Source organism: Burkholderia crassaminum, assembly GCF_964265005.1.
Taxonomy (GTDB): domain Bacteria; phylum Pseudomonadota; class Gammaproteobacteria; order Burkholderiales; family Burkholderiaceae; genus Burkholderia.
Genome location: NZ_OZ183801.1, coordinates 189,937 through 216,741 on the forward strand (window position 1 = coordinate 189,937; position 26,805 = coordinate 216,741).

The 26,805-nt window shown below is 66.2% G+C and carries 27 protein-coding genes and 1 pseudogene; 12 read left to right on the top strand and 16 right to left on the bottom strand.

The genetic code is table 11. The annotated features are described in order from the left end of the window. The first annotated feature begins 438 nt into the window (after positions 1–438). Positions 439–969, top strand: a complete 531-nt coding sequence (locus ACPTTF_RS34120; protein WP_423372032.1) for an OsmC family protein — start codon at positions 439–441, stop codon at positions 967–969. 209 nt (positions 970–1,178) lie between these two features. Here the strand turns inward: ACPTTF_RS34120 and ACPTTF_RS34125 are convergent, their stop codons facing one another. The 5 genes from ACPTTF_RS34125 to ACPTTF_RS34145 all read right to left on the bottom strand — a co-directional run bounded on the left by ACPTTF_RS34125 (position 1,179) and on the right by ACPTTF_RS34145 (position 7,061). Then, positions 1,179–2,015 (bottom strand): ABC transporter ATP-binding protein, encoded by an 837-nt coding sequence (locus ACPTTF_RS34125; RefSeq protein ID WP_423372033.1) that lies wholly within the window; start codon positions 2,013–2,015, stop codon positions 1,179–1,181. Then, on the bottom strand, positions 2,012–2,866 hold the full coding sequence (locus ACPTTF_RS34130) for an ABC transporter permease (RefSeq protein ID WP_423372034.1): 855 nt from the start codon (positions 2,864–2,866) through the stop codon (positions 2,012–2,014). The genes ACPTTF_RS34125 and ACPTTF_RS34130 overlap by 4 nt, the downstream gene beginning before the upstream one ends. 11 nt (positions 2,867–2,877) lie before the next feature. Further along, positions 2,878–3,870, bottom strand: a complete 993-nt coding sequence (locus tag ACPTTF_RS34135) for an aliphatic sulfonate ABC transporter substrate-binding protein (protein WP_423372035.1) — start codon at positions 3,868–3,870, stop codon at positions 2,878–2,880. Positions 3,871–4,389: 519 nt separating this feature from the next. Further along, complete coding sequence (locus tag ACPTTF_RS34140) at positions 4,390–5,793, bottom strand: LLM class flavin-dependent oxidoreductase (RefSeq protein ID WP_166958592.1); 1,404 nt, start codon at positions 5,791–5,793, stop codon at positions 4,390–4,392. Next, on the bottom strand, positions 5,790–7,061 hold the full coding sequence (locus tag ACPTTF_RS34145) for an acyl-CoA dehydrogenase family protein (protein ID WP_423372036.1): 1,272 nt from the start codon (positions 7,059–7,061) through the stop codon (positions 5,790–5,792). Before ACPTTF_RS34145 ends, ACPTTF_RS34140 begins: the two co-directional genes overlap by 4 nt. 293 nt (positions 7,062–7,354) lie before the next feature. Here ACPTTF_RS34145 and ACPTTF_RS34150 point away from each other — a divergent pair, with 293 nt between their 5' ends. Then, entirely contained in the window at positions 7,355–8,593 is a 1,239-nt protein-coding gene (locus tag ACPTTF_RS34150; RefSeq protein ID WP_423372037.1) for an SfnB family sulfur acquisition oxidoreductase, read from the top strand. 197 nt (positions 8,594–8,790) lie between these two features. Here the strand turns inward: ACPTTF_RS34150 and ACPTTF_RS34155 are convergent, their stop codons facing one another. Beyond that, positions 8,791–9,198: a DUF3224 domain-containing protein gene (locus ACPTTF_RS34155; RefSeq protein WP_423372038.1), complete on the bottom strand. Its 408-nt coding sequence runs from the start codon at positions 9,196–9,198 to the stop codon at positions 8,791–8,793. A 168-nt stretch (positions 9,199–9,366) separates the two neighbouring features. Here ACPTTF_RS34155 and ACPTTF_RS34160 point away from each other — a divergent pair, with 168 nt between their 5' ends. Then, positions 9,367–10,011, top strand: a complete 645-nt coding sequence (locus ACPTTF_RS34160; RefSeq protein WP_423372039.1) for an HD domain-containing protein — start codon at positions 9,367–9,369, stop codon at positions 10,009–10,011. Positions 10,012–10,309: 298 nt separating this feature from the next. Here the strand turns inward: ACPTTF_RS34160 and hpaH are convergent, their stop codons facing one another. The 3 genes from hpaH to ACPTTF_RS34175 are packed head-to-tail and all read right to left on the bottom strand — an operon-like array spanning position 10,310 to position 12,301. Further along, positions 10,310–11,113 (bottom strand): 2-oxo-hept-4-ene-1,7-dioate hydratase, encoded by an 804-nt coding sequence (hpaH, locus tag ACPTTF_RS34165; protein WP_166958582.1) that lies wholly within the window; start codon positions 11,111–11,113, stop codon positions 10,310–10,312. After that, positions 11,107–11,811, bottom strand: a complete 705-nt coding sequence (locus tag ACPTTF_RS34170) for a flavin reductase family protein (RefSeq protein WP_166958836.1) — start codon at positions 11,809–11,811, stop codon at positions 11,107–11,109. Before ACPTTF_RS34170 ends, hpaH begins: the two co-directional genes overlap by 7 nt. A 31-nt stretch (positions 11,812–11,842) precedes the next feature. After that, on the bottom strand, positions 11,843–12,301 hold the full coding sequence (locus tag ACPTTF_RS34175; protein WP_423372040.1) for a VOC family protein: 459 nt from the start codon (positions 12,299–12,301) through the stop codon (positions 11,843–11,845). 246 nt (positions 12,302–12,547) lie between these two features. On the opposite strand from ACPTTF_RS34175, the gene ACPTTF_RS34180 reads away from it, so the two are divergent. Then, positions 12,548–13,111 carry a MarR family winged helix-turn-helix transcriptional regulator gene (locus tag ACPTTF_RS34180; protein ID WP_166958834.1) on the top strand — a complete coding sequence of 188 codons (564 nt, stop codon included), beginning with the start codon at positions 12,548–12,550 and terminating at the stop codon, positions 13,109–13,111. An 84-nt stretch (positions 13,112–13,195) separates the two neighbouring features. Here ACPTTF_RS34180 and ACPTTF_RS34185 read toward each other — a convergent pair whose 3' ends face one another. Beyond that, positions 13,196–14,302 carry a helix-turn-helix transcriptional regulator gene (locus ACPTTF_RS34185; protein ID WP_423372041.1) on the bottom strand — a complete coding sequence of 369 codons (1,107 nt, stop codon included), beginning with the start codon at positions 14,300–14,302 and terminating at the stop codon, positions 13,196–13,198. Here ACPTTF_RS34185 and ACPTTF_RS34190 point away from each other — a divergent pair. Together ACPTTF_RS34190 and ACPTTF_RS34195 are read left to right on the top strand one after the other, a co-directional pair. Next, a complete protein-coding gene (locus tag ACPTTF_RS34190) occupies positions 14,275–15,012 on the top strand; it encodes an NIPSNAP family protein (RefSeq protein ID WP_423372042.1) in 738 nt (245 codons plus the stop codon). The two genes, ACPTTF_RS34185 and ACPTTF_RS34190, sit on opposite strands and share 28 nt — an antisense overlap. A 45-nt stretch (positions 15,013–15,057) precedes the next feature. Then, on the top strand, positions 15,058–15,720 hold the full coding sequence (locus ACPTTF_RS34195) for a glutathione S-transferase family protein (RefSeq protein ID WP_423372043.1): 663 nt from the start codon (positions 15,058–15,060) through the stop codon (positions 15,718–15,720). 74 nt (positions 15,721–15,794) lie between these two features. Here the strand turns inward: ACPTTF_RS34195 and ACPTTF_RS34200 are convergent. Continuing rightward, positions 15,795–15,929 (bottom strand): annotated as a pseudogene (locus ACPTTF_RS34200) (alpha/beta hydrolase); the annotation flags it as partial. A 283-nt stretch (positions 15,930–16,212) separates the two neighbouring features. On the opposite strand from ACPTTF_RS34200, the gene ACPTTF_RS34205 reads away from it, so the two are divergent. The 3 genes from ACPTTF_RS34205 (at position 16,213) to ACPTTF_RS34215 (ending at position 19,048) form a co-directional block, all read left to right on the top strand. Then, entirely contained in the window at positions 16,213–17,130 is a 918-nt protein-coding gene (locus ACPTTF_RS34205; RefSeq protein ID WP_423372044.1) for an acetoacetate decarboxylase, read from the top strand. A gap of 57 nt (positions 17,131–17,187) precedes the next feature. After that, positions 17,188–18,432 carry a saccharopine dehydrogenase family protein gene (locus ACPTTF_RS34210; protein ID WP_423372045.1) on the top strand — a complete coding sequence of 415 codons (1,245 nt, stop codon included), beginning with the start codon at positions 17,188–17,190 and terminating at the stop codon, positions 18,430–18,432. A gap of 127 nt (positions 18,433–18,559) precedes the next feature. Continuing rightward, positions 18,560–19,048, top strand: a complete 489-nt coding sequence (locus ACPTTF_RS34215; RefSeq protein WP_423372046.1) for a MerR family transcriptional regulator — start codon at positions 18,560–18,562, stop codon at positions 19,046–19,048. A 19-nt stretch (positions 19,049–19,067) separates the two neighbouring features. Here the strand turns inward: ACPTTF_RS34215 and ACPTTF_RS34220 are convergent, their stop codons facing one another. Beyond that, positions 19,068–19,751 carry a type 1 glutamine amidotransferase domain-containing protein gene (locus tag ACPTTF_RS34220; RefSeq protein ID WP_423372047.1) on the bottom strand — a complete coding sequence of 228 codons (684 nt, stop codon included), beginning with the start codon at positions 19,749–19,751 and terminating at the stop codon, positions 19,068–19,070. Positions 19,752–19,883: 132 nt separating this feature from the next. After that, positions 19,884–20,591 (bottom strand): TetR/AcrR family transcriptional regulator, encoded by a 708-nt coding sequence (locus tag ACPTTF_RS34225; protein ID WP_423372048.1) that lies wholly within the window; start codon positions 20,589–20,591, stop codon positions 19,884–19,886. A 45-nt stretch (positions 20,592–20,636) separates the two neighbouring features. Here ACPTTF_RS34225 and ACPTTF_RS34230 point away from each other — a divergent pair, with 45 nt between their 5' ends. Next, entirely contained in the window at positions 20,637–22,121 is a 1,485-nt protein-coding gene (locus tag ACPTTF_RS34230; protein WP_423372049.1) for a coniferyl aldehyde dehydrogenase, read from the top strand. A 198-nt stretch (positions 22,122–22,319) separates the two neighbouring features. Here ACPTTF_RS34230 and ACPTTF_RS34235 read toward each other — a convergent pair whose 3' ends face one another. Continuing rightward, on the bottom strand, positions 22,320–23,198 hold the full coding sequence (locus tag ACPTTF_RS34235; protein WP_423372050.1) for a LysR substrate-binding domain-containing protein: 879 nt from the start codon (positions 23,196–23,198) through the stop codon (positions 22,320–22,322). A gap of 132 nt (positions 23,199–23,330) precedes the next feature. Here ACPTTF_RS34235 and ACPTTF_RS34240 point away from each other — a divergent pair, with 132 nt between their 5' ends. Then, positions 23,331–23,963 carry an FMN-dependent NADH-azoreductase gene (locus ACPTTF_RS34240; RefSeq protein ID WP_423372051.1) on the top strand — a complete coding sequence of 211 codons (633 nt, stop codon included), beginning with the start codon at positions 23,331–23,333 and terminating at the stop codon, positions 23,961–23,963. A 163-nt stretch (positions 23,964–24,126) separates the two neighbouring features. Here ACPTTF_RS34240 and ACPTTF_RS34245 read toward each other — a convergent pair whose 3' ends face one another. Then, a complete protein-coding gene (locus ACPTTF_RS34245) occupies positions 24,127–24,744 on the bottom strand; it encodes a LysE family translocator (RefSeq protein ID WP_423372052.1) in 618 nt (205 codons plus the stop codon). A 67-nt stretch (positions 24,745–24,811) separates the two neighbouring features. Between ACPTTF_RS34245 and ACPTTF_RS34250 the strand changes: the two genes are divergently transcribed. Continuing rightward, entirely contained in the window at positions 24,812–25,735 is a 924-nt protein-coding gene (locus ACPTTF_RS34250; protein ID WP_423372053.1) for a LysR family transcriptional regulator, read from the top strand. A gap of 134 nt (positions 25,736–25,869) precedes the next feature. On the opposite strand, the gene ACPTTF_RS34255 is transcribed toward ACPTTF_RS34250, so the two are convergent. Then, positions 25,870–26,742 (bottom strand): LysR family transcriptional regulator, encoded by an 873-nt coding sequence (locus ACPTTF_RS34255; protein WP_423372054.1) that lies wholly within the window; start codon positions 26,740–26,742, stop codon positions 25,870–25,872. Between the last annotated feature and the right edge of the window lie 63 nt (positions 26,743–26,805).

Below are 26,805 nucleotides of genomic sequence, written 5' to 3' on the forward strand. Positions count from 1 at the left end.
CCCGCGTCCGACGTGGTGCGGACCTCGTCGAAGCGGCACATTTCTGGTGCGGGCATCCTGACCGCCGATATCGACGCGACCCATGCGCCGGCCCGATGAGGCGCGAGATCCGGACGAGCACCGAACCCGGTGAGAGCGGTAAACGTGCAGTGCCTGCGAGGCGGCGATAGCGGCGCGGTGACGCCTGTCGGCAAGGGCTGCAGCGCGATTGCGTCAAGGTTCTCCACAGGGTTATGCACGGAAATTGTGGATAAGTAGGGGACCGTGAAGGAAGTCCGACGGTACCGGAACGCGCATGTCGCAATGTGACATCACGCGCCGCGAATTGCTTTGCTGGAAAGATCGTTTAGTGGCCGAAGCGGAAGGGAATAGCATGACCACTCCCCTCAATCGGCCGCCGTATGCGAGGCCAATCATTGCGACCCTGGCGGCGCGATCATGACGACACTGAACGACTATCTCGAACAGAAGCGCGACGCCTGGCTCGCGAAAAAGGATGCGGCCCGCAACGATCCGGATGTCAAGGCGACCCCGCTGAAAGCGACCGTGCGCGCGCTGGGCCGCAGCGGCGTGCGCGAGATCCGCATTCGCGATTTCCAGGTGATCAGCGACAGTCCGCCCGATTTCGCGGGCTACAACCTCGGGCCGGCGTCGCCGGAGTTGCAGCTCGGCGTGCTGGGCAGCTGCCTGACGCACATCACGCTGATCCAGGCCGCGGAGCGCGGCCTGAAGATCGATTCGATCGAAGTCGAAGTGACCGGCGACCAGCATCCGCTCGCGCAGCAGCCGGGCTTCGAGCATGTGCCGGTGTTCCCGCACAACCTCCGCTACACGCTCGATATCGTTTCGCCCGAGCCGCCGGAGACGATTCGTGAACTGCATCAGGCGGTCGAGGCCGTGTGCCCGATCTTCAACCTGCTGAGATTGCCGCAGACGATCGACGGCGAATTGCGACATACGCACGGTTGAAGTGCGCGCGTGCACCGGCGTATCGCAGCATTTCACATCGCCGAGACGTGAGCGGGCACGCCTGTTCCCCCGCGCACCCTATTGGGGCCCCGATACGACGGAGACGCTCGTCGCACTGGCACGACACGACGACGGATGTGTAGTCTCGGCGCTGAACGCGTGCCGGATCGCGGCCGGGATAGGCAGGCGATGAATCAGCCGCTGACGAATCAGCTCACGCGAATTCCGGATTCTGCACCTTGATAGCCGCGCGGCGGACGCCTCGCCCCGTCGGCACGATCCTGAAGGTGCTGGAATGCGTCCAGCAGCCGCGCGCGCAGCACGGCCAGCGACGGGTCGCGCCGGTCGCGCGGCCGTGCGACCTCGACATGGATCTCGTCGTCGATGCGGCCCGGGTCGGGCGCGAGCATCAGCACGCGATCGCCGAGGTACAGCGCTTCGTCCAGATCGTGCGTGACGACGATCGCGGCCATCCGGTGCCGGTCGACGACATCGAGCAGCAGCGTCTGCAAGCGCATCCGGGTCATCGCATCGACCGCGCTGAACGGTTCGTCGAGCAGCAGCAGGTCGGGCTCGCCGAACAGCCCGCGCGCGATCGCGGCGCGCTGGGCCATCCCGCCCGACAACGTGGCCGGCAGTTGCCGGGCGACACCGGCCAGGCCGACTTCGTCGAGCAGCCGGGCGACGGCCGGCTCGCGCCCGCCTCGCGGCCCGGCCGCAAAGCCGACGTTGTCCGCGATCGAGAGCCACGGCAGCAGTCGCGGCTCCTGAAAGATCACGCCGACGCGCGGAGAGGGGCCGTCGAGCGCGATGCCTCCCAGCTTCACGCGGCCGCGGAAATCCGTGTCGAGGCCGGCGACGATCCGCAGCAGCGTGCTCTTCCCGCAACCGCTCGGGCCGACCACGCAGACGATCTCGCCACGCGTGACCTGCAGCGGGACGTCGGCGAGGATCGTGCGATCGCCGTAAAGCTTGCGGGTGATTCGCAGATCGAGCAGCGGTGTCGCGGTGTCCGCTGCGGTGTGTGCGGAAGGACGTGTGCTCATTCCGATACCTTGCTTGGCGCGTGATCGAATGCGTCGCGCCAGCCGAGCCAGTGTGACTCGATGCGCGCCATTGCGCCGTCGGTCAGCTTGCCGAGCAAGGCCAGCAGCAGGATCGCACCGAACACGAGATCGGGCCGCCCGGTTTCGCGGCCATCGCTCAACAGGAAGCCGAGGCCGCGCGTGGCCGCGATCAACTCCGCGGCGACCATGAACATCCACGCGAGACTGAGGCCGGTACGCAAGCCGGTGACGATTTGCGGCAGCGCGGCCGGCAGCAGGATTCGCCGGAACAGCGCGAGCGGGCCGAGCCGGTACACCGCGCCAAGTTCGACGAGCTTGCGGTCGACGTCGCGAATGCCGGCGACCACCGCGAGGTGCACCGGGAAGAATGCGCCAATGGCAATGAGCGTGATCTTCGGCGCTTCATCGATGCCGAGCCACAGCAGCAACACCGGCACCCATGCGAGCGACGGAATCGCGCGTAATGCCTGGAACGTCGGTTCGAGCAGCGCGTCGATCCGGCGGCTCAGGCCCATCGCCGCACCGACGACGAGCGCGAGTGCGGCGCCGGCCGCAAAACCCGCCGCGACCCGCAGCGTACTCGCGCCGACATGGCGCGCCACGCGCGTGATGCCCATCCGGGCGAGCGTGTCGAGAATCTCGCTGGGCGCCGGGACGAGATGGTCCGGTAGCCAACCCTGCCGCACGATGACCTCCAGCAACGCGAGCACCGCGAACGGCAGCGCGAGGCCCGCGATCCGCCACCGGCGAAGCGGATCACGCCGGCCGGCGCGCGGCGAAGCGGGGCGACGAGGCGCGAGCGTGTCGTCGCGGGCGGCGGTGTTCGTCATGGGCGACAGCCTCAGTGCGAAGCGGCGACGAGCGGGCGCGCGAACGTCGGATCGATCAGCGTATCGACGATCTTCGCGGGATCGACGCCGGGCTTGGTCAACTGCTCGGCCGTCAGCACCGGCGCGGCTGCCTTCAGCGCCGCGCGCTGGGTTTCGCCGGGAACGGGATCGCTGAAGTCGTTGCGCTGAAGCTGCAGTTTCGCGACCTGCAGCGATACCTTCGATTCGTCGGCGACGATCTGTGCGGTGTCGGCCGGATGCGCGACGATCCACTGGCGCGCGCGATCGTAGACCTTCAGTACGCGCGTGACTGCTTGCGGGTACTGGCTGGCGAATGCGTCGCGAACGTTCAGGAAGCCGTAGGTGTTGAACGCGACATTGCGGTAGAGCAGGCGAGCGCCGTCGTCGAGCTGCGCCGCGGCCATGTGCGGATCGAGACCGGCCCATGCATCGACCTGGCCGTTCGCGAGTGCGGTCCGCCCGTCGGGATGCTGCAGGTTGACGATCTCGACGTCGTCGCGGGTCAGGCCGACCGTGTGCAGCGCGCGCAGCGTGAACAGGAACGGATCGGTGCCGCGCGTCGCGGCGATTTTCTTGCCCTTCAGGTCCGCGAGCGAGCGGATCGGCGAATCCTTGCGGACCACGAGCGCGGTCCACTCGGGGCGGGAGAACACGTAGACCGTATGGATCGGGTTGCCGTTCGCACGCGCGAGCACCGACGCGAGACCGGCGGCGGAACCGAAATCGACCGCACCGCTGTTCAGGTATTCGAGTGCGCGATTGCTGCCCAGGCTCAGCACCCAGCGAATCGACGTGCGGTCGGCCTTGAATTCGTCTTCGAGCCAGCCGAAGTGGCGGATCACCAGGCTCTCCGGTGAGTAGTACGCGTAGTCGACGCGGATTTCCGCGGGCGTCGCTGCGCGTGCGTGCACCGAGACGAGGCCGGCGAACGCGGCAACGACGAGGGCCGCGGATTGCCATGCGCGGGACCAGGACAGCTTCATCGGGGATTCTCCGGAAGAACGGCAGCGAGCCGGAAACAGGCAGGGTGACCGGCTAATGTAACGAAGCACCGGGGTTCCGGTAACGAAGAAATCCGCGATTGAACATGCGCGTTGCTGCTAAGCGCGGGCACGGGCACCTTTATGACGCGGGCCGATTAATTTATCGATTTATATCGCTTGGGAGAACCGGATCGGGAGAACAGAATGCCTGCTAGCCGGAGCTAGACGGCTTCGCGTGTCGAGACGCGCGCAGTTGCGCAGGATCTCTGTCGCTCGTCGTCTGGAACATGCGCGCGCTTTCTTCGGTGCGCGCGTAGTCGTTGCCGAGATACCCGCATCGCATCTCGATGCGCGGGTGCGCAAGCAGAATGCGCAGCGGGGCTGCACCGGGTTTCGACTGAGGGGAGTGGGGCGATCAGGCGGCGTGTCGGGCGAGCGGCCCGACGTACCGGTTGCTCTGCTTGTCGTGGCGCCGGCCGGCCCGCACACGGGCCGACCAGCTGCCGCGTTGCGGTACGCTCAGGCCGCTACCCGCTCGGCATCGCGCTTGACCTGCTCGATGTCGCGGAACTGCGCGGCCGGATGTTCGTCCGGCAGCCGTGCCGACCCGCCGAACAGTTTCTCGCGCAGCGTGCCCGGCGCATAGCCGGTCGGATACACGCCGCGCCGCTGCAGTTCGGGGACGAGATGACGCACGACGTCCTCGAAAGTTTCGTGCGCGACCGCATACGCGAGGTTGAAGCCGTCCACGTCGGTGGCGGCGACCCACTCCTGCAGGATGTCCGCGACGGTCGCCGCCGAGCCGACGAAGACCGGGCCCAGGCCACCGATGCCGCCCCAGGCCGCCAGTTCCTCGATCGTCCATGCGGTGTCGCCGCCCGACAGGTGCTCGACCGCCGACACGATTGCATTCGTTTCGACGCGCCGGACGGGATCGTTCGGCGCGTACTGGCCGAAGTCGATGCCGGTCCAGCCGGACATGAAGACCAGCGAGCCGTCGTACGACACGTACTTGCGATATTCGTCGAACTTGGCCTGCGCCTTCTCGTCGGTCTCATCAACGATCACGGTGACGAGGTTGTAGATCAATACCTTGCTCGCGTCCCGCCCCGCGGCGGTGGCCTGCGCGCGCACGTCGGCCACGTAGCGCGCGAGCTGCGCGCGGGTCGGCGCGGCGACGAACACGCATTCGGCATGCTGCGCGGCGAATGTCTTGCCGGGGCCGGACGCGCCGGCCTGGAACAGCACCGGCGTGCGCTGCGGCGACGGTTCGCACAGGTGGTAGCCGGGCACGTCGAAGAAGCGGCCCTTGTGGCCGATCTCGTGCACCTTCTCCGGATGCGTGAACACGCGGCCGTCGCGGTCGCGCACCACCGCGCCGTCTTCCCAGCTGCCTTCGAACAGCTTGTACAGCACCTCGACGTATTCGGCCGCGACGGCATAGCGGTCGTCGTGCGTGCGCAGGCCGTGGTCGCCGACGTTCTTCGCGCCGCTTTCGAGGTAGGACGTGACGATGTTCCACGCGAGCCGGCCCTTCGTGTGATGGTCGGCGGTCGACAGCCGGCGCGCGAACGTGTACGGGTGTTCGAACGTCGTCGACGCGGTGATGCCGATGCCGAGATGCTCGGTCGCCATCGCGATCGGCGCGGCGAGCTGCAGCGGATCGTTGACCGGGATCTGCGCGGCCTGGTGCAGCGCGTGGTAGTTGCTGCCTTTGTAGACGTCGTAGTAGCCGATCACGTCCGCGATGAAGATCGCGTCGAAAATCCCGCGTTCGAGCACGCGGGCGAGGTCGGTCCAGTAGTCGAGATCCTTGTATTGCCACGACCGGTCGCGCGGATGGGCCCACAGCCCGGGCGACTGGTGGCCGACGCAGTTCATCTCGAATGCATTGAAGCGGATGGTCTTGCTGGTCTTGCTCATTGGGCGGCTCCCGTTTCTGCATGCGTGCTCGCGCCATCGCCCGCGCCGTTGCCGACCTGCCAGACGAACGGCGGCGTGCGCCCGTTGATGACCCAGTCGCCGACGATCCGCGCCTTGTAGACGAGCGGATTGTGCGATGACACGGTGCGCGCGTTGCGCCAGTGGCGATCGAGTGCCGTCGTGCTGCGGGTGGCGGATGCGCCGAGTGCGTCGAACAGGTGCGTCGCCGCGCGCAACACGAGTTCCGACACGACGAGCTGGCTCTGCGCGGATTCGATCTCGGCCGCGACGTTCGCATCGTGCTCGGCCGCTGCGTCGCCGCCGAAGTGCGCTTCATAGGCCTGTTGCAGCGGCTGCGCGGCGCGCAGCGCGAGCGCGTCGGCCGCATAGGCCCACGACGCGATCTCGCCGACCACCTGCTGCAGTTGCGCGTCGTCGCCTGCACGCGGGGCGTTGCCGTGGCTGTATACACGGGTGCGGTGGCGCACCAGGTCGCCGGCGTCGCGCACGATCGCGTGGCCGATGCCGGCCAGCGTCGCGACATGGAAGAGCTGGTAGAACGCGGTCTGGTACTTGAAGCGTCGCGCGAAGTCGATCACGTCCCGTGCGTCGACCGTCGCGTCTTCGAAGCGCGTGGTGCCGCTGCCGGTCGTCGTCTGGCCGAAGCCGTCCCAGTCGTCTTCGCGGATCACGCCGGGCTGCGCGGTCGCGACGGCGACGATCACGTCGCTGCCGTCGCTCGCGCGTTGCGCGAACACGTCGATCCAGTCGGCGAACAGGCTGCCGGTGCTGTAGAACTTCCGGCCGTTCAGCACGAGCCGGCCATTCTTTTCAGAAACTTTCGTGATGGTCTGGCCGAGCGACACGTCGCCGGTCTCGGTCCACGCGTTGCCGACGAGCTGGCCGCTCGCGAAGCGGTCGAACCACGTCTGGCGGTCGGCGCCGGGCGGCGCGTTCAGCCAGTCCTCGACGAACGCGAAGTGCCCGCGCAATGCCTGCGGCAGGTTGGAATCGGCGGCGGCGAGCTCGGTCAGCAGCCGGAACAGCTGCGGCAGCGATGCGCCGGCGCCGCCATCGCGCACCGGCAGCCGCACGGCGCCGAAGCCGGCGGCCTTCAGCCAGCCGATCGCCTCGTGCGGCAGTTCGCGGCGGCGTTCGCGTTCCGCGGTGCCGGCCGCGATGCGTTCGAAGATCGGCCTGAAGCGGCTGGCAAGCGCGTCATAGTCGGTGCCGGTGGAAAGCTCGGTTGCTGCGGGAGACGAAGTCATGCGGTGGTCCTTGAAAGGCGGGGGCCGTCGATGCCGGCAGGCCAGTATAGGAAGCACGATGCGGACGATCCAATAACGGATTCGTACATCGTTATCGCCACCGGGCATTACGCAGGCGAGGCGGCGCGGCATCGATGCCGGAGCGTCGATGCCGCTGCTGACGCGTGGTTTCTTGCGTGCGGCGTGCCGCATCGTTTGCCGTTCGAAGGAATATCGTTGTGCGAATCGCTCGGTTTGCCGGCGCGCGGGGCGCTGTTAGATTGAACGTTTCCGTCAATCAGCAGGAGAGCCCGATGTCAGAGACGAGCGCCACGATCCAGGAACGGCCCGCCGATACGCAACCGCAGGTGGCGCACGTGATCGCCGACGACGCGCAGGCCATCGCGACCGCGCATGCGCTTGCGCAACGGCTCGCGCAAGGTGCGGCCGAGCGTGACCGGGAGCGCCGGCTGCCGCGCGACGAGATTGAATGGTTCTCGCAGTCGGGGCTGTGGGCCATCACCGTGCCGAAGGCTTATGGCGGCGCGGGCGTCTCGCATGTGACGCTGACGGAGGTGGTGAAGATCGTCGCGGCGGCCGATCCGTCGCTCGGGCAGTTGCCGCAGAATCATTTTGGGCTGGTCGACGTGATCGCGCTGACCGGCACCGACGCGCAGAAGCGCCACCTGTTCTCGGAAGTGCTGAGCGGCAAGCGGTTCGGCAACGGCTTTTCGGAGAAGGGCACGAAGCACGTGCTCGACCTGAAGACGCGTGTGCGCCGGGACGGCGACGATTACGTCGTCGACGGCACCAAGTTCTATTCGACCGGGGCGCTGTTCGCGCACTACGTGCCGGTGCTCGGCCTCGACGACGAGCGCCACGCGTGGCTCGCTTACATTCGCCAGCCGGCGCCGGGGCTGACCGTGATCGACGACTGGTCGGGGTTCGGGCAGCGGACCACCGCGAGCGGCACCGTCGTGCTCGACAACGTGCGCGTGCCGGCATCGCACGTGCTGCCGGCCCAGCGCGTGTCGGATCTGCCGACGCTGAACGGCCCGCTGTCGCAGATCATCCAGGCCGCGATCGACGCGGGCATCGCCAGGGCCGCGCTCGACGATACGCTGGCGTTCGTGCGCACGCGCACGCGGCCGTGGGTCGACAGCGGCGTCGAGCGCGCGGTCGACGATCCGTTGACGATCCGCGAAATCGGCCATCTGCACATCCAGCTGCATGCGGCGGAGGCGCTGCTCGAGCGCGCGGCGCGTACGCTCGACGAGATCGCGGCGCGCGGCGACGTGACGGAAGACGATGTCGCGCGTGCGTCGGTGGCGGTGGGCGAGGCGAAGGTGCTGACGACGGAGATCGCGCTGCTCGCGGGCGAGAAGCTGTTCGAGCTGGCCGGCACGCAGGCGACGCTGGCCGAGCACAACCTCGACCGGCACTGGCGCAATGCACGCACGCATACGTTGCACGATCCGGTGCGCTGGAAATATCACCTCGTCGGCAACTACTACCTGAACGGCGTGCGCCCGGCGCGCCATGCGTGGAATTGAACCGGTTGTGATCGTGGCGTGATGGTTCGGCGATTGCTGAGCGCGTCGCCGAGGTCGAGCGCATTCACACGATCATGAGCGAACCCGGCGATGCCTTCGACGCGCAAGCGCCGGGTATCGTGCAGGTGAATGAGAGGGGACTGCGTCACTGCGCCGGCGCGGCACACCATGAGGCAGCCGCATTCCCATCAGTCGGCTTACCGAGGCGAGTCAGGCAGCGTGTAGTCGAAGCGGTATGAGTGCCGGCCGTCGTCGATGGCGATGATCATCGAGCCGGAGAGCCCCAGCAACTCTCCCGTTCCGGAATCGGGCACGACGGTGATCGACTGCTGCGGCTGCCCGCGGGTCATGGTGGAGCTGTGCTGCAGGACGAAACTGCCGTGGCGGCCGCCCAGCGCGCCTTGCACGGTTTCCATGGCCACATAGCCTGCGGAGCCCTGGACGCTGCTTCGAAACGCGAGCATCTCGCCATGACTGACGGCCTCCAGGTCGCCGTGATACTGCTTGTCCAGCGACATGCGCCCGAGCCCGGTATGTTCCGCGACGGGACTCAGGGATTCCGGATTCAGCTTCACTTCAAACGGACCGTTGGCCAGCAGTGTCATTGCAGCGCTCCTCGTTGTATTGGCACGCCGCACTATAAGCCAACCGGGTTCACGCGGATGGAATGGTTTGCCTGATCCGTCGGGATCAATGGCGGATCGGACAGTCGATCGTGTGCGGTGCGGCACTTGCGGCGATAATCGGCATTCCGATCTCGACCGATTTCCCCCATGACTCTCCTTGCGTTCGCCCCCTTTCAGGATCTGGCCACGGCCTTGCTGGCTCACTGGAGCGATGCCAATGGCGACGGCTCCCACGACACGTCGCATCTGCAACGCGTGTGGAAGAACGCGGCCGCGATCCAGGCGAAGGAGGGCGGAGACGCCGAGGTGCTGTTTGCCGCGACACTGCTGCACGACTGCGTGGCGGTGGAGAAAAATTCCCCGCTTCGCGCGCAGGCATCGCGGCTGTCGGCGGAAAAGGCCCGGCAGGTGCTGAAGTTGCTGGATTGGCCGGACGCGAAGATCGACGCCGTCGCGCACGCGGTCGAGGCGCACAGTTTTTCTGCCTGTATCGCGCCGACGACGCTCGAAGCAAAGGTGCTGCAGGATGCCGACCGGCTCGACGCGATCGGCATGGTGGGCGTCGCACGGTGCTTTTATGTCGCGGGCCGGATGGGCAGCGCGTTGTATGACCCGGCCGATCCGCACGCAACGGAACGGGAACTCGACGACAAACGATTCGCGATCGATCACTTCCGCACGAAACTGTTGAAGCTTTCAACCGGTTTCCAGACCGTCACCGGTACCCGTCTCGCGATCGTCCGCCGCGATCGGTTGCAGCGCTTTCTCGACGAGTTTGCGGACGAGATCTGATCCGGTCGCATTCGATGTAGCATTGCGTTACCTCTCGTCACAGCACTGCGCGACGGAGCGCTCGCCTTTTCAGTCGGAATCGTATTCAGCAGAAACGGCTCTGACGTTTTCAATGTCTGCGTCCGGCTTGTGTGTTTCGTCGCGTGCGATGACGGGTACGGTGAACGGTGCGTTGCCTGCTCCGTTGAAGCACCGTGCCGGCCCAGGTCGTTCCCGCATGCGGCACGCGTCGAAAGCAGCGTGGCCGGAAGGGCACGTTACTAACGCGGAGCCAGGCGGCGGATCAAGATCGACAGCATCAGACAAAGCGGCACGACACACTGCCCAACTGGCCGAAATCCGCGTGGAAGGTGTCGCCGGGCCGCGCGTATACCGGGCGCGTAAACGATCCTGCCAGGACGATCTGCATCGGCTGGAGCCCTTCGCCGAAGGCCGCGAGTCGGCGCGCCAGCCACGCTACGCCGTTGGCCGGATGATTGAGCACCCCGGCGGCCAGCCCCGTTTCCTCGATCACGCCGTTGCGTTGCAGGAGTGTGCCGACCCAACGCAGGTCGACGTCCGCAGCCCGCACCGGCCTGCCGCCCAGAATCACGCCGGCATTGGCCGCGTTGTCGGCGATGGTGTCGAACACCTTGCGTGGCTGGCCGGTCAGGGCATCGAACTGCTCGGAACGGGCGTCGATGATTTCGAGTGCCGGCACCACGTAGCGGGTGGCGTCCAGGACATCGAAGAGCGTCACGTCGGGGCCGGTCAGCGCGTGGTCGAGCAGGAATGCCAGTTCCACCTCGACGCGCGGCACGATCAGCCGCGCGCAATCGATCTCGCCACCGTCCTCCCAGCGCATGTCGTCGAGCAACACGCCGAAGTCCGGTTCGTCGATCCGTGATGCCATCTGCATGGCGCGAGACGTCAGCCCGATCTTGTGGCCGATGACGGTGCGCCCGCGTGCGAGCTTGGCGTCGACCCAGGTCCGCTGGATCGCGTAGGCGTCGGCAACCGTGATATCGGGCCGGGTGAGCGATATCTGCTTCATCTGGGTACGCGATTGCTCCGCGGCGTCGAGTTCGCGGGCGAAGGTTCGAATGTCGTTGTCAGTCAGCATCGGGGCGGTCCTTGACGTACCGGCGCAACCGGCAGCGGTGCATCGAGATATTGCTGGTCCAGACCGTCATGCTGCATGTCACGCCACTGCGCGAGCGACGGCGCCGGCATCTGGAAAGCGTGTGTGACTTCGCCATACCAACCCGGGTTGTGCAGCCTGCCGATCAGTTGCATCGGCAACGGGTCGATGAACATGCGCTCGGTATCGGTCACCGATTCGTCGATCAGATGCATGCCGACGATGTCGCCGATCACCAGGGTGCGGCGCGCATCGATATCGACGAGCTGGCGCACGCGGCATTCCATCGATGCAGGACTGTCCTGGATGCGCGGAACGTCGACGAGGCGCCCCGGCGCCATCGCGAGGCCGGCCTCGACGGATTCGTCGACGGCCGTGTCGAAGTCGATCGACGTCACGACCATGCGGCGGGCCTGTGCCGACGACACCAGGTTCACCACGAATTCGCCGTGTGCGGCGATGTTTCGCGCGGTGTCCTTGAGCACGCCGTCTCGGGAGCCGACGCAGAAGCAGAGGACCGGCGGATCGCCGGACATCGCGTTGAAGAACGAGAACGGCGCGACGTTCAGTTCGCCCTCGGCGTTGCGGGAGCTCACCCAGGCGATGGGGCGCGGCAGCACGGTGGAGTGCACGAGATTGCTGCGCTGCCGGCCGCTGAGTGCTTGCATGTCGAAATACATGGAAAGTATCCGTTGGAAGCGGGAGCGGTCGTTACTCGTTGCCGACGCGGGCAGGATTCTGAACGGGCTTGTCGATGCCGGCGCGGCGCGCATTGGACTGGTGAAGCTCCACCAGATTGCCCGCGGGGTCGTGCAGGAACAGTTGCTTCAGATCGGGCGACGCGACGTTGTCGAGCGTGAAGTACGCGATGTCACGCTCGACGAGTTCCTGCTCGGCAGCCAGCACGTCCTCGACGGCGAGCGCGATGTGATTCGACACGGGGTCCTGGCCAGGGCCTTTCGCGTAGCGTGAGACGCCTTCGGTGCCCAGGATGTGCAACTGGGTGCCGTTGGGCAGGTTGATCCACGAGCCGTAGATGCCGGGAATCTTCCAGCGCGCCGGATCCTGCGGCAGACTCAGGACATCACGATAGAAGTCGAGCATGGCATCGGCCTGGGCGTGGGTCACACCGAATCCGACGTGATGAAGTTCGAGTACGTTGATGGGCATTGCAGTGTCCTCATGCGGTTCAGGATAGCGCCGCCGACGGGGCGGCAGAAGGTTGCGGAAGCCGGGAGGGCATCGGCGTGACAAATTATAGTACGTAAACCGTACTATACGTAAACGAATTATTCGGTCGTCGTATAATTTGACCCGCCCCTTCCTCGATTGCCGATTCGATTGACGCCCATGACTGCACGCAAGACCCCTGCCACGATCAACAAGACCGCGAAGGCGACGAAAGTCGTGAAAGCGATGAAGGCTGCCCGGACACCCCAGCCCGAGATGGACACGCCGGCCGGCGACGCCGTGTCGGCCGCACGGCCGCATCTTGCGTTGATGGCGCAAACGGCGTCGCGCGGTACCGATGCGGGGGCGGCCGGGCTGGGGCTGCTGCTGCTTTGGCTCTCCGACGATGTCGAGCATCGTGCGAACGCATCGTTGACGGCGTTCGGGCTGACGGAAAGCAAGCTCGACGTGCTGATGATCTTCGGGCTGGCCGAGCGTGGGTTGATCGACAGCCGCGCGGTGACGCCGTCATATATCGCGGATTATTTTGGTGTGACGCGCTCGACGGTCACGGGGCTGCTGGACTGGCTGGAGAAGCGCGCGCTGCTCACGCGCGCGCTGAATCAGGACGATCGGCGCAGCATTTCACTGACGTTGACGGACGAGGGGCGCGACGTGCTCGGCCGGGCGCTGCCGGCATTCTGGGCGATGTGCGCGTCACTGGTGGACTGTCTCGACGAGCACGACCGCCATGCGCTGCAGGGCATTCTCGCGAAGATCTGGCAGCATCTGAAGGCGCAACGGACCTGACGTATTGCAGGATGGCACGATGGCGCCGGAAACGGTCGATACGGCATGCCGTTCGACGATCGCATTGCGGCCAGTGTCGACGCGTCAAACACCGCCCGCCGGATAGAGCGCCTTCACCTGCGACACCTCTTCGATGAATCGCTCCTTGAGCGTCTGCGGCCCAAGCACCTTCACGTGCGCGCCGTACCCCAGCAGTTTCCGCGCGCCGTGCTCGATGGATTCGATGGGCATCAGGAACGCTTTCCATCCCGGTGGCACTTCCGCGCTGCGTGCATCCTGCGAGACCGGCGCCGTCTTGATCCGTGCGTTGGCCAGCCAGGTTTCGCCGCGCGGCGACACGGCGATATGGGCGGTCAGCCGATCGAGGTCGGCTTCGTACCGGCTCATCGCGTCACGCCAGTGCGTCGCCAGATCGAATCGCGCGGGGCGCTTGAAGCGGCGGCGCAATGCATGGAGTTCGAGGATATTCGCGAGCCGGAACGTGAGTGCACCGGGCTTGCCGACCACCCTGGCAATCAGGTACCACGCGCCGCCCTTGAGCACGAGGCCGAGCGGTTCGAGCTCGCGGCGGGACAGCCCGCGCCAGCTCTGATACTTCACGTCGATACGGTACGAACCCCACACGGCATCGGCGACTTCACGCAGGAATTCGGGCGTTTCCTGCGCGCGATACCAGTCGACGGTATCGATGTGCAGCCGGCTGGCGACGCGATCGGCCTGCTCGCGCGAGCCAGGCGGCAGGCTGGCCATCATTTTCAGCCGTGCGGAGGTCGCCATGCCGTCCAGCCCCAGTTCTCTCGCGGGGCCGGGCAGGCCCGCCAGGATCAGCGCGTGCGCCTCGTGCTCGGTCAGGCCGGTGAGATCGGTGCTCCAGCCGTCGCGCAGCTGAAATCCGCCGTTGCGGCCGCGATCGCCCCAGATGGGCACGCCCGCCGTGGAAAGCTGGTCGATATCGCGCAGGATCGTGCGCTCGGATACCTCCAGCGCGTCGGCCAGCGCCGGCGCGGTCATCCGGCCGCGCGCCTGCAGCATCATCATGATCGACAACAGGCGACCGGCTTTCATCGGAAGCACCTCGCTCGAATACCTGACATGAGGTGTCATGTTATCGGACTTATGCTTTGCCGCATGCCTGATCCGTTCCATCGACACCGAGGTCAAACATGAACGAGCGCATTCGAGTAACGCCACTCGACGTCGTCGAGCTGCGCCGGTACACCCTCCATCCAGGCAAACGCGACGTGCTGATCGATCTGTTCGATCGCGAGCTGGTCGAGCCGCAGGAAGCGGTCGGCATGACGGTCATGGGGCAGTTTCGCGACCTCGATCGTCCGGACCGGTTCGTCTGGTTGCGCGGTTTCGAGAGCATGGAAACCCGGCTGGGCGGGCTCACGGATTTCTACGGCGGCCCCGTGTGGAAAGCGCATGCCGACGCGGCCAACGCGACGATGATCGATTCGGACGACGTCCTGCTGTTGCGCCCGGCGTGGGAAGGATCGAACCTGCCCGTCGACCTGTCGCGCCGGGCCGGCCGCGACGCCGGGGTTATCCCGCCGGGATGCGTCGATATCACGATCTTCTATCTGAACGAGCCGGCGTCGGCGCAGCTGCTGGCGTTTTGTCGCGAATGCATGTCAGTCGTTCTCGACACCGGTGGAGCGACCGCTCAGGGGTGGTATGTCACGGAGCCGCGCGAGAACGACTTTCGCCGATTGCCGGTGCGGGCAAACGAGCAGGTGCTGGCGGGCATCGCGGTATTTCCCGACATCGCGCGTTTCGACGCATTCGGCCGCTCGAATCGATGGGCGCACGAGATGGCGCCGCAATGGGCGAACTGGCCGATCCGCGCGACCGAGACGCATCGGCTGGTACCGACCGCACGCTCGGCAGTGTACGCGTGAGCGTATTCGACGCGGGTCGCGCATGACCTCACAAGGGATCGAACCATGAAGATAATTTCCGGGCCGCTGAGCATGTTCGGGGCGAAGGTCGAGATTGCGGCACACGAGAAGGGCATCGACTTCGAGCTGGTGATGACGCCGTTCAGCCAGCTTCGCGGCTACGATCCCAAACATCCGGATGTATTGCGCATCAACCCGAAGCGGCAGGTGCCGGTGCTGATGGACGGCGATCTGGAACTGTTCGATTCCACGCAGATTTTCGAGTATCTCGAGGATCTGAAGCCCGATCCCGCGCTGTGGCCGGCGCATCCGGCGGCGCGCGCGATCGCGCGTCAGCTCGAACATTGCAGCGACGAAATCTATTTTCCGCACGTCGTCCGGCTGATGGGGCTGGAAGCGACGCCGGATGATCCGGCCGCGCGCGCCGCGCGTGACGAAGCGGCGCAATACTATCGGCGCATGGAGCGCGTGCTTGCGGATCGCGAATTCCTGGCCGGATCGTATTCCTATGCCGACATCGCGTTCTACATGGCGCAGCTGTTCGGCGCGCGCAAGGGCGCACCGATGACGGATGAAACGCCCCGCCTGCTCGCGTGGCGCGAACGGGTGACGGCACGTCCCGCCGTGCGAAAGGTCGCCGGCGCGATGGCCGGCTATCTTGCATCGATCGGAGAAGCGGTTCCCGATTTTCTTCGCGGGCTCGACTAGCGGCTGTCGAGAGCGGGTAGAACACGGCCTTCAGCGGCGATTGTCGTTGAGGGCCGCGATGGCGTTTTCGGCGTTCAGCCGCGGATGAACGCGAGCAGATCGGCGTTGATCGTCTCGGCGTTGGACGTCGGTATGCCATGCGGGAAACCCGCGTATGTCTTCAGCATGCTGTTCCTGGCCAGCTTCGCCGACAGGAGACCGGAACCGGCCGACCGAACTGAACTGCTCGGAGCGTACGCGATGGGTGATGGATCGTTTGCGCAAACCGGAGGGGGTGCCGATACGCGGCAAGGGCCGTCGCACGACCACCAAGTGAGTCGGCGCCTCCACGGCGCGCACCGGCCGGTCGTGTGAACGCAATCCGACTTGCCCCTCTATTCCGGTCCTTGACCTTAAAGTTGACTTTAATCTTAGAGTGCTTGCTGACGGCGGTGAGTCAGCAGGCTTCGGGTGTTGCCTGCCACGGTCGATCATCGACGAGAGGCAACGAACATGGACAGGCGGTTTACACAGGTCGAATTCGGTCCGCACAAGGTCGACGTGCCCGAAGGCGGGTATTACGACCGGTTCCGGATGAATCCCGACCTCGACGAGGTGGCGCGCGATCCCGCTGCGGGGAACATCGATTTTTTCCGTCGGATTCCGAAGCGTCAGGCCGCTTCGCGGGTCGGCCCGACCTGGGCGCCGAACTTCTACTACCGTTCCAGCAGCATCCAGCTCCTGTTTCTTGCGCCGCTCGAGCGCCTGCGGACCACGCTGCCGGTGCCGCTCGAACCGCTGCGTGCGCTCCCCGGCTACGGGCTGGTCGCGCTGACCTTCTTCTCGTATTCGGTGTGCGACAACGATCCGTATGACGAAGTGTCCGTCGCGGTGGTGGTCCGCCGGCCCGGCGCGACAGGGTCGCACGCGCTCGAGCTGATCGATTCGATGCGGCGCCGGAGCTTCTTCGCGCACGTGCTGGCGCTGCCGGTCACCACGGAAATCGCGCGGGTGCGCGGCGTGCACGGCTATCAGCTGCCCAAGTGGCTCGCCGACATCGACGTGAGCCTCGGCGCCACCGCGAGCGCCCGTATCGCCGGCCCGGGCGGCCGGCCGGACCTGAGTCTGAGCGTGCCGCTGCCTGCACTGACCAACGTGCCGTCGCAGTCGCACATGGGCACGGCGACGATGATCAATCGCATCGACGGCGAATGGCACCAGACATCGGTGCAGACGAATGCGCTATCGTTCGCCCAGCGCCTGTTGCCGCGCAACGTCGAGCTCGTGCGGCACGGCGGTCCGTTGAGCCAGCTGCTCGACGGGCTTGGCGCGTCCACCATCCTGCGTCTCGACGTGGTGAAGGACGCGCAACTGGTCCTGAACCTGCCGACCCCGTTGAAGGCCTTCGATGAACCCGGAAAGCAGCGCTGACGCCACACCTGTCCGCGGTACGCCCGCGCCGAAGGAATCGCCCATGAGGAATCGCCCATGACCCGGCCGACCCACGATCTCGTCGTATTTGGCGCCACCAGTTTTGTCGGGCAGATCCTGGCCCGCTACCTGTCCGAGTACCTGCCGGGCTCCGGCGAGACGCTGCGCTGGGCCATCGCCGGCCGGTCCGAAGCGAAGCTCAGGCAGGTGAGGGATACGCTGGGTGCGGCCGGGCAGTCGGTGCCGATCATCGTCGCCGATGCGGCCGACGAAGCGCAGCTTCGCGCGCTCTGCGCGCAGACGCGGGTGGTCGTGTCCACCGTCGGCCCCTATGCGCTTTACGGGGAGCCGTTGGTCAAGATCTGCGCGGAAACCGGCACCGACTACTGCGACCTCACCGGCGAGACGCAGTGGATCAAACGGATGATCGACAAGTACGAGCCGGTGGCCCGGCAGTCCGGCGCGCGCATCGTCCATTGCTGCGGCTTCGATTCGGTGCCGTCGGACATGGGCGTGTTCTTCCTGCAGCAACAGGCGCGGCAGCAGTGGGGCGCGCCGGCCGCGCAGGTGAAGATGCGTGTCAGGACGCTGAAGGGCGGCGCGTCGGGCGGCACCGTGGCGAGCGTGATCAACGTCGTCCGGGAAGCGGCCGCCGATCCCGCATTGCGCAGGGAACTGCTCGATCCTTATTCGCTGTGCCCGCAGGGGCATGGTTTCACGGTGCGCCAGCATGCGGTGCGATCCGCGGCATTCGATCGCGACTTCGACGCGTGGATCGCGCCATTCGTGATGGCGGCCATCAACGAGCGCGTTGTGCATCGCTCGAATGCGCTTGCCGGCAACGCGTACGGCAGCCGCTTCACGTACGACGAAGCGGTGATGACGGGCACGGGTCTCAAGGGTCGCCTGACGGCGCTGACGATGGTGGCCGGCCTCGGCGCGTTCATGGTCGGTGTCCTCATCAAGCCGGTGCGCAGCCTGATGGAGCGTTTCCTGCTGCCGAAGCCCGGCGAGGGGCCGAGCGCTGCGGCCCAACTGGCCGGCCGCTACGATTTGCGTTTCTTCGGCCGTGCCGACGACGGGCGAACCTTGCGCGTGAAAGTCATCGGCGATCGCGATCCGGGCTATGGCTCCACCGGCAAGATGCTCGGCCAGGCCGCGATCAGTCTCGCGCTGGATTGCGTCGGCGACGGCGTCAAGACCGGCCGCGGCGGCGGCTTCTGGACGCCCGCGACGATGTTCGACGAGCGCTACATCGAGCGTCTGGTTCGCCATGCGGGGCTGCGTTTCGACGTGATTTGAGCGCGCGCGCCGCCCGCCATTCGACAGGAAGCCGATAAAGATCGGATTGCGAACAAAATTCAGGAGACGACCTGCAGTCACGACGGGGCAGATGACCGGACGCGATCCGGCCAGGGAGTATCGGAACATGAAGATCGGGGAACTGGCGGAACGCACCGGCCTTAGCCCTTCGCGCATCCGCTTCTACGAGCGTATCGGTCTGTTGACGCTCGTCGAGCGCGAAGCGAACGGCTATCGCACCTATCCGCAGGAAGCGGTGACGGTGCTCGACCTGATCACGGCCGCGCAGAAGGCGGATTTCAGTCTCGACGAGATTCGCACGCTGATTCCGGCCGACCTCGCGCAGTGGCCATGCGATTCGCTGCTGGATGCGCTGGGCCGCAAGGTGCGGGACATCGAGGCGCTGGAGGCGCGGCTGGCGCGCAGCAAGGCGCAGGTCATGTCGCTGATCGCCGAAATCGCCGCGAAGCCGGAGTCGGTCGATTGTGCAACTCATGCGCAGCGATTGCTGTCGCGGATTCCGCCAGGGAATGCGGCGGACGCGGCGGATGGCGGCGAGGCTGCCGCCGCCGCCGATCGTGACGAACCGGTTGTGCGCCGGTCGACCCGTGCCTAGCGGGGCGCCGGCGGTCACCTCACAGCAGCGCGACGACCTGTTCGGCGGTCGCCTTCGCCGATTGCGGATTCTGGCCGGTCACGAGGCGGCCGTCGACGACGACGTTCGACGTGAACGGCAGCAGCGCCTTCTCGTAGCGCGCGCCACGCTGCTGCATCTGCTCCTCGACGTTGTAGGGCACCTTCTTCGCGACGCCGGCCAGGATTTCCTCCACCCACGAGTAGCCGGTGATCCGGCGTCCGGCAACCAGCAGCGAGCCGTCCGACAGCTTCGTGTTCAGCAGCCCGCAGTAGCCGTGACAGACCGACGACACGATGCCGCCGCGCTCGTAGATCTCGCGCGTGAGCCGCTGCAGCCCCGCATCGTCCGGGTAGTCCCACATCACGGCATGGCCGCCGGTGAAGTAGATCGCATCGAAATCGGCCGGATCGATCTCGTCGGGGCGCGCGGTGTTGGCAAGCAGTGCCGCATTGGCCTTGTCGGCGCGCCACGCTTTCGCGGCGGCGTCCGCATGCGGCCATTTGAGCGAGCGCGGCTCCAGCGGCGACACGCCGCCCTTGGGGCTCACGAGCATCTGTTCATAGCCTTGCGCTGCGAAGATGTGATGGGCATGGGTCAGTTCGGACAGCCACAGGCCGGTCGGCTGCGACGGATCGGCGTAGTGCGCGACGTTGCTGACGACGTGAAGGATGCGCTTGCTCATGATGCGGTTTCCCTTTCATCGGCCACGGGCGGACGTCTTCGACGCGTCGCCGGATTGTCGGATGGCAGTACCCATACCCATGGCCTCGATACGCTGCCGAGGCAAACCATAACCTTCAAGCAAAGTTGAAGGTCAAGGCCCTTTCGTTTTCGTGGCCCGCGCCGGGCTTGCGGGCAGTACGAGTCCGTCCAGCAAGGTTGTCAGCGCATCTTCGATCGCGTGATCGCCGACCTTCTCGCGCACCAGCCGCCCGTCGATCGCCAGCATCGTCAGGCCATGCAGATGCGCCCAGCAGGCGGTTGCCTGGCCGAGCGCCGGGCGCGGGCGGATCGTGCCGGCGCGCTGGCCGTGTTCCAGGATGTCGACGACCAGCAGGAAGGGCGCCTGCACGCGCGGATCGAGATGGATGTCCGAGGGCTCCCCGGCATCCGCGGCAAACATCAGTCGATAGAGATCCGGGTTGCGCTGCCCGAATGCGAGATGGGCGTACGCGAGCGCGAGCAGCACGTCCGGCGCGTCCGCCGCGGGATCGATGGACGCGGCGAGATCGTCGCGCAAGCGATCGAAGCCGATTAGCGCGAGTTCGTGCAGCAACGCGGCCTTGTCCGGGAAATGCCGGTACGGCGCGGAGTGGCTGACGTTCGCGCGGCGCGCGATTTCACGCAGCGTGAACTGCCAGCCCTGTTGCTCCTGCAGCGTGTCGAGCGCCGTTTCGATGATCGCGCGACGCAGATCCCCGTGGTGATAAGCCTTTTGCCCGGCGTCCGCATCCTCATCCGACGACATCGCGTTGCTCCTATGTTGACAGGGAACACATTGTGGGCCTATGATCCGCCGCATGCAAGTTGACAGTGTCTACATCGACGCAACCTCGTGAGGTGCATCATGGCCGTTTCCGCAGAATCCATCGAATCCATCTCGAGCTTCGACCCGGCGGTGTTGCTGGCCCGCCAGCGCAACGCGTTTGTCAGCGAGGGGCCGCCGAGCGTGCAGCAGCGCAAGGCCCGGCTCGCGCGGCTGCGCGCCGTGGTGCTGGCATATCGCCGCGAAGTGGAGGAGGCGATCAGCGCCGATTTCGGGAATCGCTCGCGGCACGAGACCGCGATCATGGAGCTGGTCGGCGTGATCCAGGCGATCGACTACCTGACGCGCAACCTGCGCCGCTTCACGAAGCCGCAGCGCCGGCATGTCGGGATTTTCTATCGGGCCGGGCAGGCGCACGTGGAGTACCAGCCGTTGGGCGTCATCGGCGTGATGGCACCGTGGAATTACCCGTTCTCGCTCACCTTCATTCCGCTGGCTACCGCGCTGGCCGCGGGTAACCGCGCGATGCTCAAGCCGTCGGAACTGACGCCGCGCACGAGCGAGGTGATGCGCCGGATGCTCGCGGAGACCTTCCCGAGCGAAGAAGTCGCGGTCGTGTTGGGCGGCCCGGAAGTCGGCGCCGCCTTCAGCGGCTTGCCGTTCGATCATCTGCTGTTTACCGGCAGCACGCAGGTGGGCCGCAAGGTCATGAAGGCGGCCAGCGAGAACCTGGTGCCGGTGACGCTCGAACTCGGCGGCAAGAGCCCGGCGATCGTCGCGAGGGGGCACGTCGATGGCCGTACGATGTCCAGCATCGTGTTCGGCAAGCTGTCGAACGGCGGACAGACCTGCGTGGCGCCCGACTATGCGCTGGTGCATGAAGACGACCTGGACGCGTTCGTCACGCAATACGATGCGGCCGTCGCACGCTTCTATCCGGGCGGGCCGACGAGCCCGGATTACACGTCGATCGTCAGCGACCGGCATTACGATCGCCTGAAGGGTCTCGTCGACGAAGCGCGCAGCAAGGGCGCGCGCGTGATCGAGGCGGGCGTGAGCCCGCAGCAGGCCGCTACCCGCAAGCGGACCCTCGCGCCCACGCTGATCGTCGGGGCCGGCGACGATACGGCCGTCATGCAGGAAGAAATCTTCGGGCCGATCCTGGCGGTGCGCACGTATCGCACGATCGACGAAGTCGTCGACTACGTGAATGCGCGTCCGCGTCCGCTCGCGCTGTACTACTTCGGCGCGCAGGACGGCGACTGCGAGTCGTTGCTCAAGCGCACCACGTCGGGCAATGTCGGCATCAACAACACGCTCCTGCATGTCGCGCAGGAAGACTTGCCGTTCGGCGGCGTCGGTCCGAGCGGGATGGGCGCGTATCACGGCATCGAGGGATTCCGCGCGATGAGTCACGCGAAGGGGGTGTTCGTGCAGGGGCGCTGGAACCTGCCGAGCCTGCTGCGCGCGCCGTTCGGCAAGCTCGCGGATCTCTCGCTGGCGGCGCTGCTCGGGCGGAGCCGGGAACCGGTGGGCGTGCGGGCGGGATTGAGCGCCAAGCGCTGAGCGGGGCGGATGGGCATCGGCGCGGCGTGTACGACGATTGCATCGGCAGTGCGGCGTGGATGCTCGAATCAGCGCCCGCCGTGCGCGATGCCGAAACCCGCATGAGCAAGCCACCGAAGATGCGATCGATCCAGTGCCGCAGCGGCAGCAAGCGATCGCGCACGGCCGTGGCGGAATCAGCAGGCCGCACGATGTCGGCTAAGGCATGGTGCGCTTGCCTGCCCCCGTGCGAACGGCGGCTTCGTCGAAGATCGTCGCGGCGAATTCGACGGCGGCCGGCATCCGCGCGTCATGCATCAGCACGAATTCGACTGCCGGCAGTTCCGGCAAACCGTCGGACACGCCGAGCTCCCGGAGCGTGTCGTCGATCGCGCTGCGCGGCACCGGCGCGATTGCGATGCCGGCACGCACGCATGTCCGGATGCCCATGACGCTCGGGCTTTCGCATGCGATCCGGTAGCGCAGGTCGGCCAGCGCGAGCGCTTTGAGGGCGGCGCCCCGGTACGGGCACGGATCGGGGAAGCACGCGAGCGGCACCTCGCCTTCCGGTAACTGCTCGTGGCGCGCAAAGGCCCAGACGAGCGGCTCTTGCCACAACGTCGCGCCCTGATCCGTGTGCGAGCAGCGGCTGCCGATCACGAGATCGAATTCGCCGTTGGCATGCCGTCGAAACAGGCTGTCGCCGATGTCGACCGTCAGATCCAGCCGCAAGCCGTGCCGCGCGGCCGCGTGGCGGCGCATCACGTCCGGCAGCCACCCTTCCGCAAAATCCTCAGATGCGCCGATACGCAGTTTGGTATCGACCGGGTCGCCGGTTCCCAGCCGGGCTCTCGCTTCCCCGCTCAGATTGAGCATCGCGCGCGCGTAGCCGAGCAGCGTCTGGCCATGCGCGGTGAGCGTGACACTGCGCGTATTGCGCACCAGCAGCGCCCGGCCGACCTGTTCTTCGAGACGAACGATCTGGGCGCTCACCGCAGACTGGCTGAGATGCAGCCTGCGACCGGCGCCGGTGAAACTCCGCACGTCGGCGACCGCGACGAACGTCTGAAGCAGCGCCGTGTCGAGGGGATTCTCCATTGATCACCAATCCGGGTTAATTCAATCAATTAATATCGTTTCAAAATTATAAGCGCGCTCGATACGCTGCGAATCGCAGTGGGCGACCGCGCATCCGGCGCGTCGCCGTCACTCTTGGCAAGGACCGGCTCCATGACGTGCGTGCTCTATATCGAAGGCTCACCCAACAAGGCCTATTCCGCATCCATCGACGTGTGCAATGCGTTTCTCGATGCGTACCGGCACGCGCATCCCGATCATGAAATACGGAAGCTCGACGTCTGGGATCTGGCGATGCCCGAATTCGACGAAGACGCGCTGGCCGCGAAATATGCGGGGCTGAGCGGTACCGCGTTGACGCCGTCGCAGGCGGCGGCATGGCAGCGGATCGAGCAGCTCGCGGCGCCGTTCCATGCAGCGGACAAGTTGCTGTTCGGCGTGCCGCTGTGGAATTTCAGCATTCCGTACAAGCTCAAGCACCTGATCGATGCGATCTCGCAGAAGGACGTGCTGTTCACATTCGACGAGACGGGCTTCACCGGCAAGCTGGCCGGGAAAAAGGCGGCAGTGGTCTACGCGCGCGGGCTCGGGTATCAGTCGCCGGGTTCGTTTACGCCGGCCGCCGAGTTCGATCTTCAGCGCCCGTACATGGAAACCTGGCTCAGGTTCGTGGGCGTGACGGACGTCACCGGCATCGTCGTCGAGCGTACCTTGTTCGGTGCCGACGGAAAGGTCGATCGCAGCCGCGCGATCGATGAAGCCCGCACGATCGCACGCGTGTTTTGACGCTGACGCGCCGTTGCCGTTGCCGTTGCCGTTGCCGCTGCCGCTGCCGCTGCCGCTGCCGCTGCCGCGCAGCGCCGCGCGGCGCTGCGCCCCGCATCCGGCGCATCCGGCGCACCGGCGGCGCGCCCGGCGCTTGCGCCGGCGTGCGGCGCGGACGCTCGAATCAGCGCCCGCCGCGTGCGATGGCGAGCGCGACGCCGAAGCCGACGAGCAGGCATCCGAAGGTACGGTCGATCCAGTGGCGCAGCGACAGCAGGCGATCGCGGACGGCCGTCGCGGAGAAACACACGGCCACCAGGCTGAACCAGCCGGCATGCGCGATGGCGATGAATGCACCGTAGCCGATCTGCACGATCAACGGCGTGTCGGGCCGCACGGCCTGCATGAACAGGCTGACGATGAACACCGTGGTCTTGGGGTTCAGCGCATTGGTCAGGAAGCCGGTGCGCAGCGCGGCCAGGTCGGACAGCGGTGCGGCCGGTGCGTCGGGCTGCCCGTTGCCGGCCTTCGTCATGAGCATCTTCACGCCCAGGTAGACCAGGTAGACCGCGCCGATCAGCTTGACGGCATTGAAGAGCCACAACGATTGCCGGATCAGCAGGCCGACGCCCAGCAGCGTGTAGCTCACGTGAACCGTCACGCCCAGCCCGATACCCAGCGCGGTGAGCACGCCCGAGCGGCGCGACAGCATCAGGCTGTTGCGCGTGACCATCGCGAAGTCCGGGCCGGGGCTGATCACGGCCAGCAGCGTGATGGTGACTACAACTATCAGTTCTGTCATTGTCTTGTCCTTGCGATTGATGGCTTGATGGCGCAATCTTATGGGCCACGTTTCATCGGGAAAAGCGATGATTTCTGACCAGAATGGTGAGATTGACTCACAACCGGTTCGTGCGAACCTGCCTTCGCTGATGGCCCTGCGTTGCTTCGAGGCGGCGGCGCGTCACGAGAATTTCAGCCGTGCCGCCGACGAGCTGTGCCTGACCCACGGCGCGGTCAGCCGCGCGGTGCGGCTGCTCGAGGACGACCTGGGCGTGGCGCTGTTCCAGCGGCGCAGCCGTCGCGTCTTCCTGACCGATGCGGGGCGCAAGCTGGCGCAGGCCGTCCATGACGGGCTGGGGCTGATGCGTCACGCCGCGCAGGAGTTGCGTACCGAGGCCGCTCGCGCACGGCGCTGGGTGCTGTCGTGCGAACCGACGCTTCTGATGCGCTGGCTGATTCCGCGCTGGCCGGATTTTCAGGCGCGCCATGCGGGCGTCGACATTCATCTCGCAGCCGCGGGTGGCCCGTTTTCATTCGACAGCGGCATCGACATGGCGATTCGACGCAATGACTTTGCATGGCCGACGGGTTATCACGCGGAGCGTCTGTTCGCGGAGCGGGTGGGGCCGGTTTGCCGGCCGGACAAGGTCGATGCGTGGTTTTCCGCTCGCCGCGGCGCGCGCTCGTTGAAGACGGACGTTCCGCAATTGCATGCGCGGACACGGCCGGACGCGTGGAAGGAATGGGCGGTGGCCGCGAATCAGCCGGCCGTCAGCGGGCGCGGGCAGGTGTTCGACCATTTCTACTTCAGTCTGCAGGCGGCGGTTGCGGGGCTCGGCGTCGCCATCGGCCCGTGGCATCTCGTTCGTGACGATATCGAAAGCGGTGTGCTGGTCGCGCCGATGGGGTTCGTGGAAGATGGTTCGCACTACTGCCTGTTGACGCCGGAGCCGGTGGTGGCTGGGCGTGCGCCGTCGGACGTGCTTGCGTGGTTGAGGTCGGTGGTCTGATCGGTGCGCGGATGCCCGGGGCGGGCGGTTTCCGCTCCGCTTTCGTCCATGTTGAAGCGGTGAGGTGAGGGCGGGCTCAGGCAGGGCTATCGGGCGCCTGTGCCAGGCATCTCAGGCGCCCGTGGCGGCCGTCGCTACGGTCGGGCATCCGCCGCGAAGGTCCTGCCCGTCACGTCCACGATAAAGTCGATTGCCGCACGAATCGTCGGCGAATGTCTGAGGTCGGCATGCACGACCAGCCAGATGTCCCGCGCGTACGGTTCTCCGTCGAACGGCAGTCGCTGCAACCCGGGATCGCTGTCGCCCATGAACACGGGCAGGCCAGCCACGCCGATGCCCGTACGGGCCGCCGCCTGCTGGGTCGTGATGTCGCTCACCTCGCACGCGATACGACGGCCTCGAGCGATCGATTCGAGCCATTTCTGATGCGGCATTTCCGCGAATTGCGCGTCGTAGCAGATGAAGGCCCAATTGTCGGGCGTCGACGCGTGCGCATAGTCGCGGCTCGCGTAGAGCCCGAAAGCCATCTCGCCCAGCTTGCGCGTCACGTTTTGCGGCTCCTCCGGGCGGAACAGGCGCACGGCGATATCGGCTTCACGACGGGCAAGCGACACGCGTTGTGCCTGGCTGGCCATCGACAGCCGAATGCCCGGATGCAATTGCGCGAATGCATGCAGATGATTCGCGAAGAAGTTGTTGGCGAGTACGGGCGGCACACTGATCGTCACGGTGCCGTGCATCGGCAGGTGTTCCGTGCGTGCGAGGCGCTCGATCGCAAATGCGTGCTCCTCCATTTTCTCGGCGAACTCGAGCATCTGCCGGCCGGCGGCGGTCGGCCGGCACGCGCGCGGCAACCGGTCGATCACGCGGATCTTCAGTTCGGCTTCGAGCGCGCTCAAGCGGCGGCTGACGGTCGCGTGGTCGACATTCAACCGCCTGGCGGCCGCCGATAGACTCCCCGTTTGTGCGACGGCCACGAAGTAGCGCAGGTTTTCCCAGTCGAACATCGGTGCATTTTCTCCAGGTGGCTGTGCTGTTTTGCGGAATATTCGCACAGAAGGCGATCCTCT

Excerpts from the sequence above, each read along its gene's own strand:
- ACPTTF_RS34120 (WP_423372032.1), top strand. The coding sequence starts at position 439 with ATGACGACACTGAACGACTATCTCGAACAGAAGCGCGACGCCTGGCTC.
- ACPTTF_RS34125 (WP_423372033.1), bottom strand. The coding sequence starts at position 2,015 with ATGAGCACACGTCCTTCCGCACACACCGCAGCGGACACCGCGACACCG.
- ACPTTF_RS34130 (WP_423372034.1), bottom strand. The coding sequence starts at position 2,866 with ATGACGAACACCGCCGCCCGCGACGACACGCTCGCGCCTCGTCGCCCC.
- ACPTTF_RS34135 (WP_423372035.1), bottom strand. The coding sequence starts at position 3,870 with ATGAAGCTGTCCTGGTCCCGCGCATGGCAATCCGCGGCCCTCGTCGTT.
- ACPTTF_RS34140 (WP_166958592.1), bottom strand. The coding sequence starts at position 5,793 with ATGAGCAAGACCAGCAAGACCATCCGCTTCAATGCATTCGAGATGAAC.
- ACPTTF_RS34145 (WP_423372036.1), bottom strand. The coding sequence starts at position 7,061 with ATGACTTCGTCTCCCGCAGCAACCGAGCTTTCCACCGGCACCGACTAT.
- ACPTTF_RS34150 (WP_423372037.1), top strand. The coding sequence starts at position 7,355 with ATGTCAGAGACGAGCGCCACGATCCAGGAACGGCCCGCCGATACGCAA.
- ACPTTF_RS34155 (WP_423372038.1), bottom strand. The coding sequence starts at position 9,198 with ATGACACTGCTGGCCAACGGTCCGTTTGAAGTGAAGCTGAATCCGGAA.
- ACPTTF_RS34160 (WP_423372039.1), top strand. The coding sequence starts at position 9,367 with ATGACTCTCCTTGCGTTCGCCCCCTTTCAGGATCTGGCCACGGCCTTG.
- hpaH (WP_166958582.1), bottom strand. The coding sequence starts at position 11,113 with ATGCTGACTGACAACGACATTCGAACCTTCGCCCGCGAACTCGACGCC.
- ACPTTF_RS34170 (WP_166958836.1), bottom strand. The coding sequence starts at position 11,811 with ATGTATTTCGACATGCAAGCACTCAGCGGCCGGCAGCGCAGCAATCTC.
- ACPTTF_RS34175 (WP_423372040.1), bottom strand. The coding sequence starts at position 12,301 with ATGCCCATCAACGTACTCGAACTTCATCACGTCGGATTCGGTGTGACC.
- ACPTTF_RS34180 (WP_166958834.1), top strand. The coding sequence starts at position 12,548 with ATGAAGGCTGCCCGGACACCCCAGCCCGAGATGGACACGCCGGCCGGC.
- ACPTTF_RS34190 (WP_423372042.1), top strand. The coding sequence starts at position 14,275 with ATGAACGAGCGCATTCGAGTAACGCCACTCGACGTCGTCGAGCTGCGC.
- ACPTTF_RS34195 (WP_423372043.1), top strand. The coding sequence starts at position 15,058 with ATGAAGATAATTTCCGGGCCGCTGAGCATGTTCGGGGCGAAGGTCGAG.
- ACPTTF_RS34205 (WP_423372044.1), top strand. The coding sequence starts at position 16,213 with ATGGACAGGCGGTTTACACAGGTCGAATTCGGTCCGCACAAGGTCGAC.
- ACPTTF_RS34210 (WP_423372045.1), top strand. The coding sequence starts at position 17,188 with ATGACCCGGCCGACCCACGATCTCGTCGTATTTGGCGCCACCAGTTTT.
- ACPTTF_RS34215 (WP_423372046.1), top strand. The coding sequence starts at position 18,560 with ATGAAGATCGGGGAACTGGCGGAACGCACCGGCCTTAGCCCTTCGCGC.
- ACPTTF_RS34220 (WP_423372047.1), bottom strand. The coding sequence starts at position 19,751 with ATGAGCAAGCGCATCCTTCACGTCGTCAGCAACGTCGCGCACTACGCC.
- ACPTTF_RS34225 (WP_423372048.1), bottom strand. The coding sequence starts at position 20,591 with ATGCGGCGGATCATAGGCCCACAATGTGTTCCCTGTCAACATAGGAGC.
- ACPTTF_RS34230 (WP_423372049.1), top strand. The coding sequence starts at position 20,637 with ATGGCCGTTTCCGCAGAATCCATCGAATCCATCTCGAGCTTCGACCCG.
- ACPTTF_RS34235 (WP_423372050.1), bottom strand. The coding sequence starts at position 23,198 with ATGGAGAATCCCCTCGACACGGCGCTGCTTCAGACGTTCGTCGCGGTC.
- ACPTTF_RS34240 (WP_423372051.1), top strand. The coding sequence starts at position 23,331 with ATGACGTGCGTGCTCTATATCGAAGGCTCACCCAACAAGGCCTATTCC.
- ACPTTF_RS34245 (WP_423372052.1), bottom strand. The coding sequence starts at position 24,744 with ATGACAGAACTGATAGTTGTAGTCACCATCACGCTGCTGGCCGTGATC.
- ACPTTF_RS34250 (WP_423372053.1), top strand. The coding sequence starts at position 24,812 with ATGATTTCTGACCAGAATGGTGAGATTGACTCACAACCGGTTCGTGCG.
- ACPTTF_RS34255 (WP_423372054.1), bottom strand. The coding sequence starts at position 26,742 with ATGTTCGACTGGGAAAACCTGCGCTACTTCGTGGCCGTCGCACAAACG.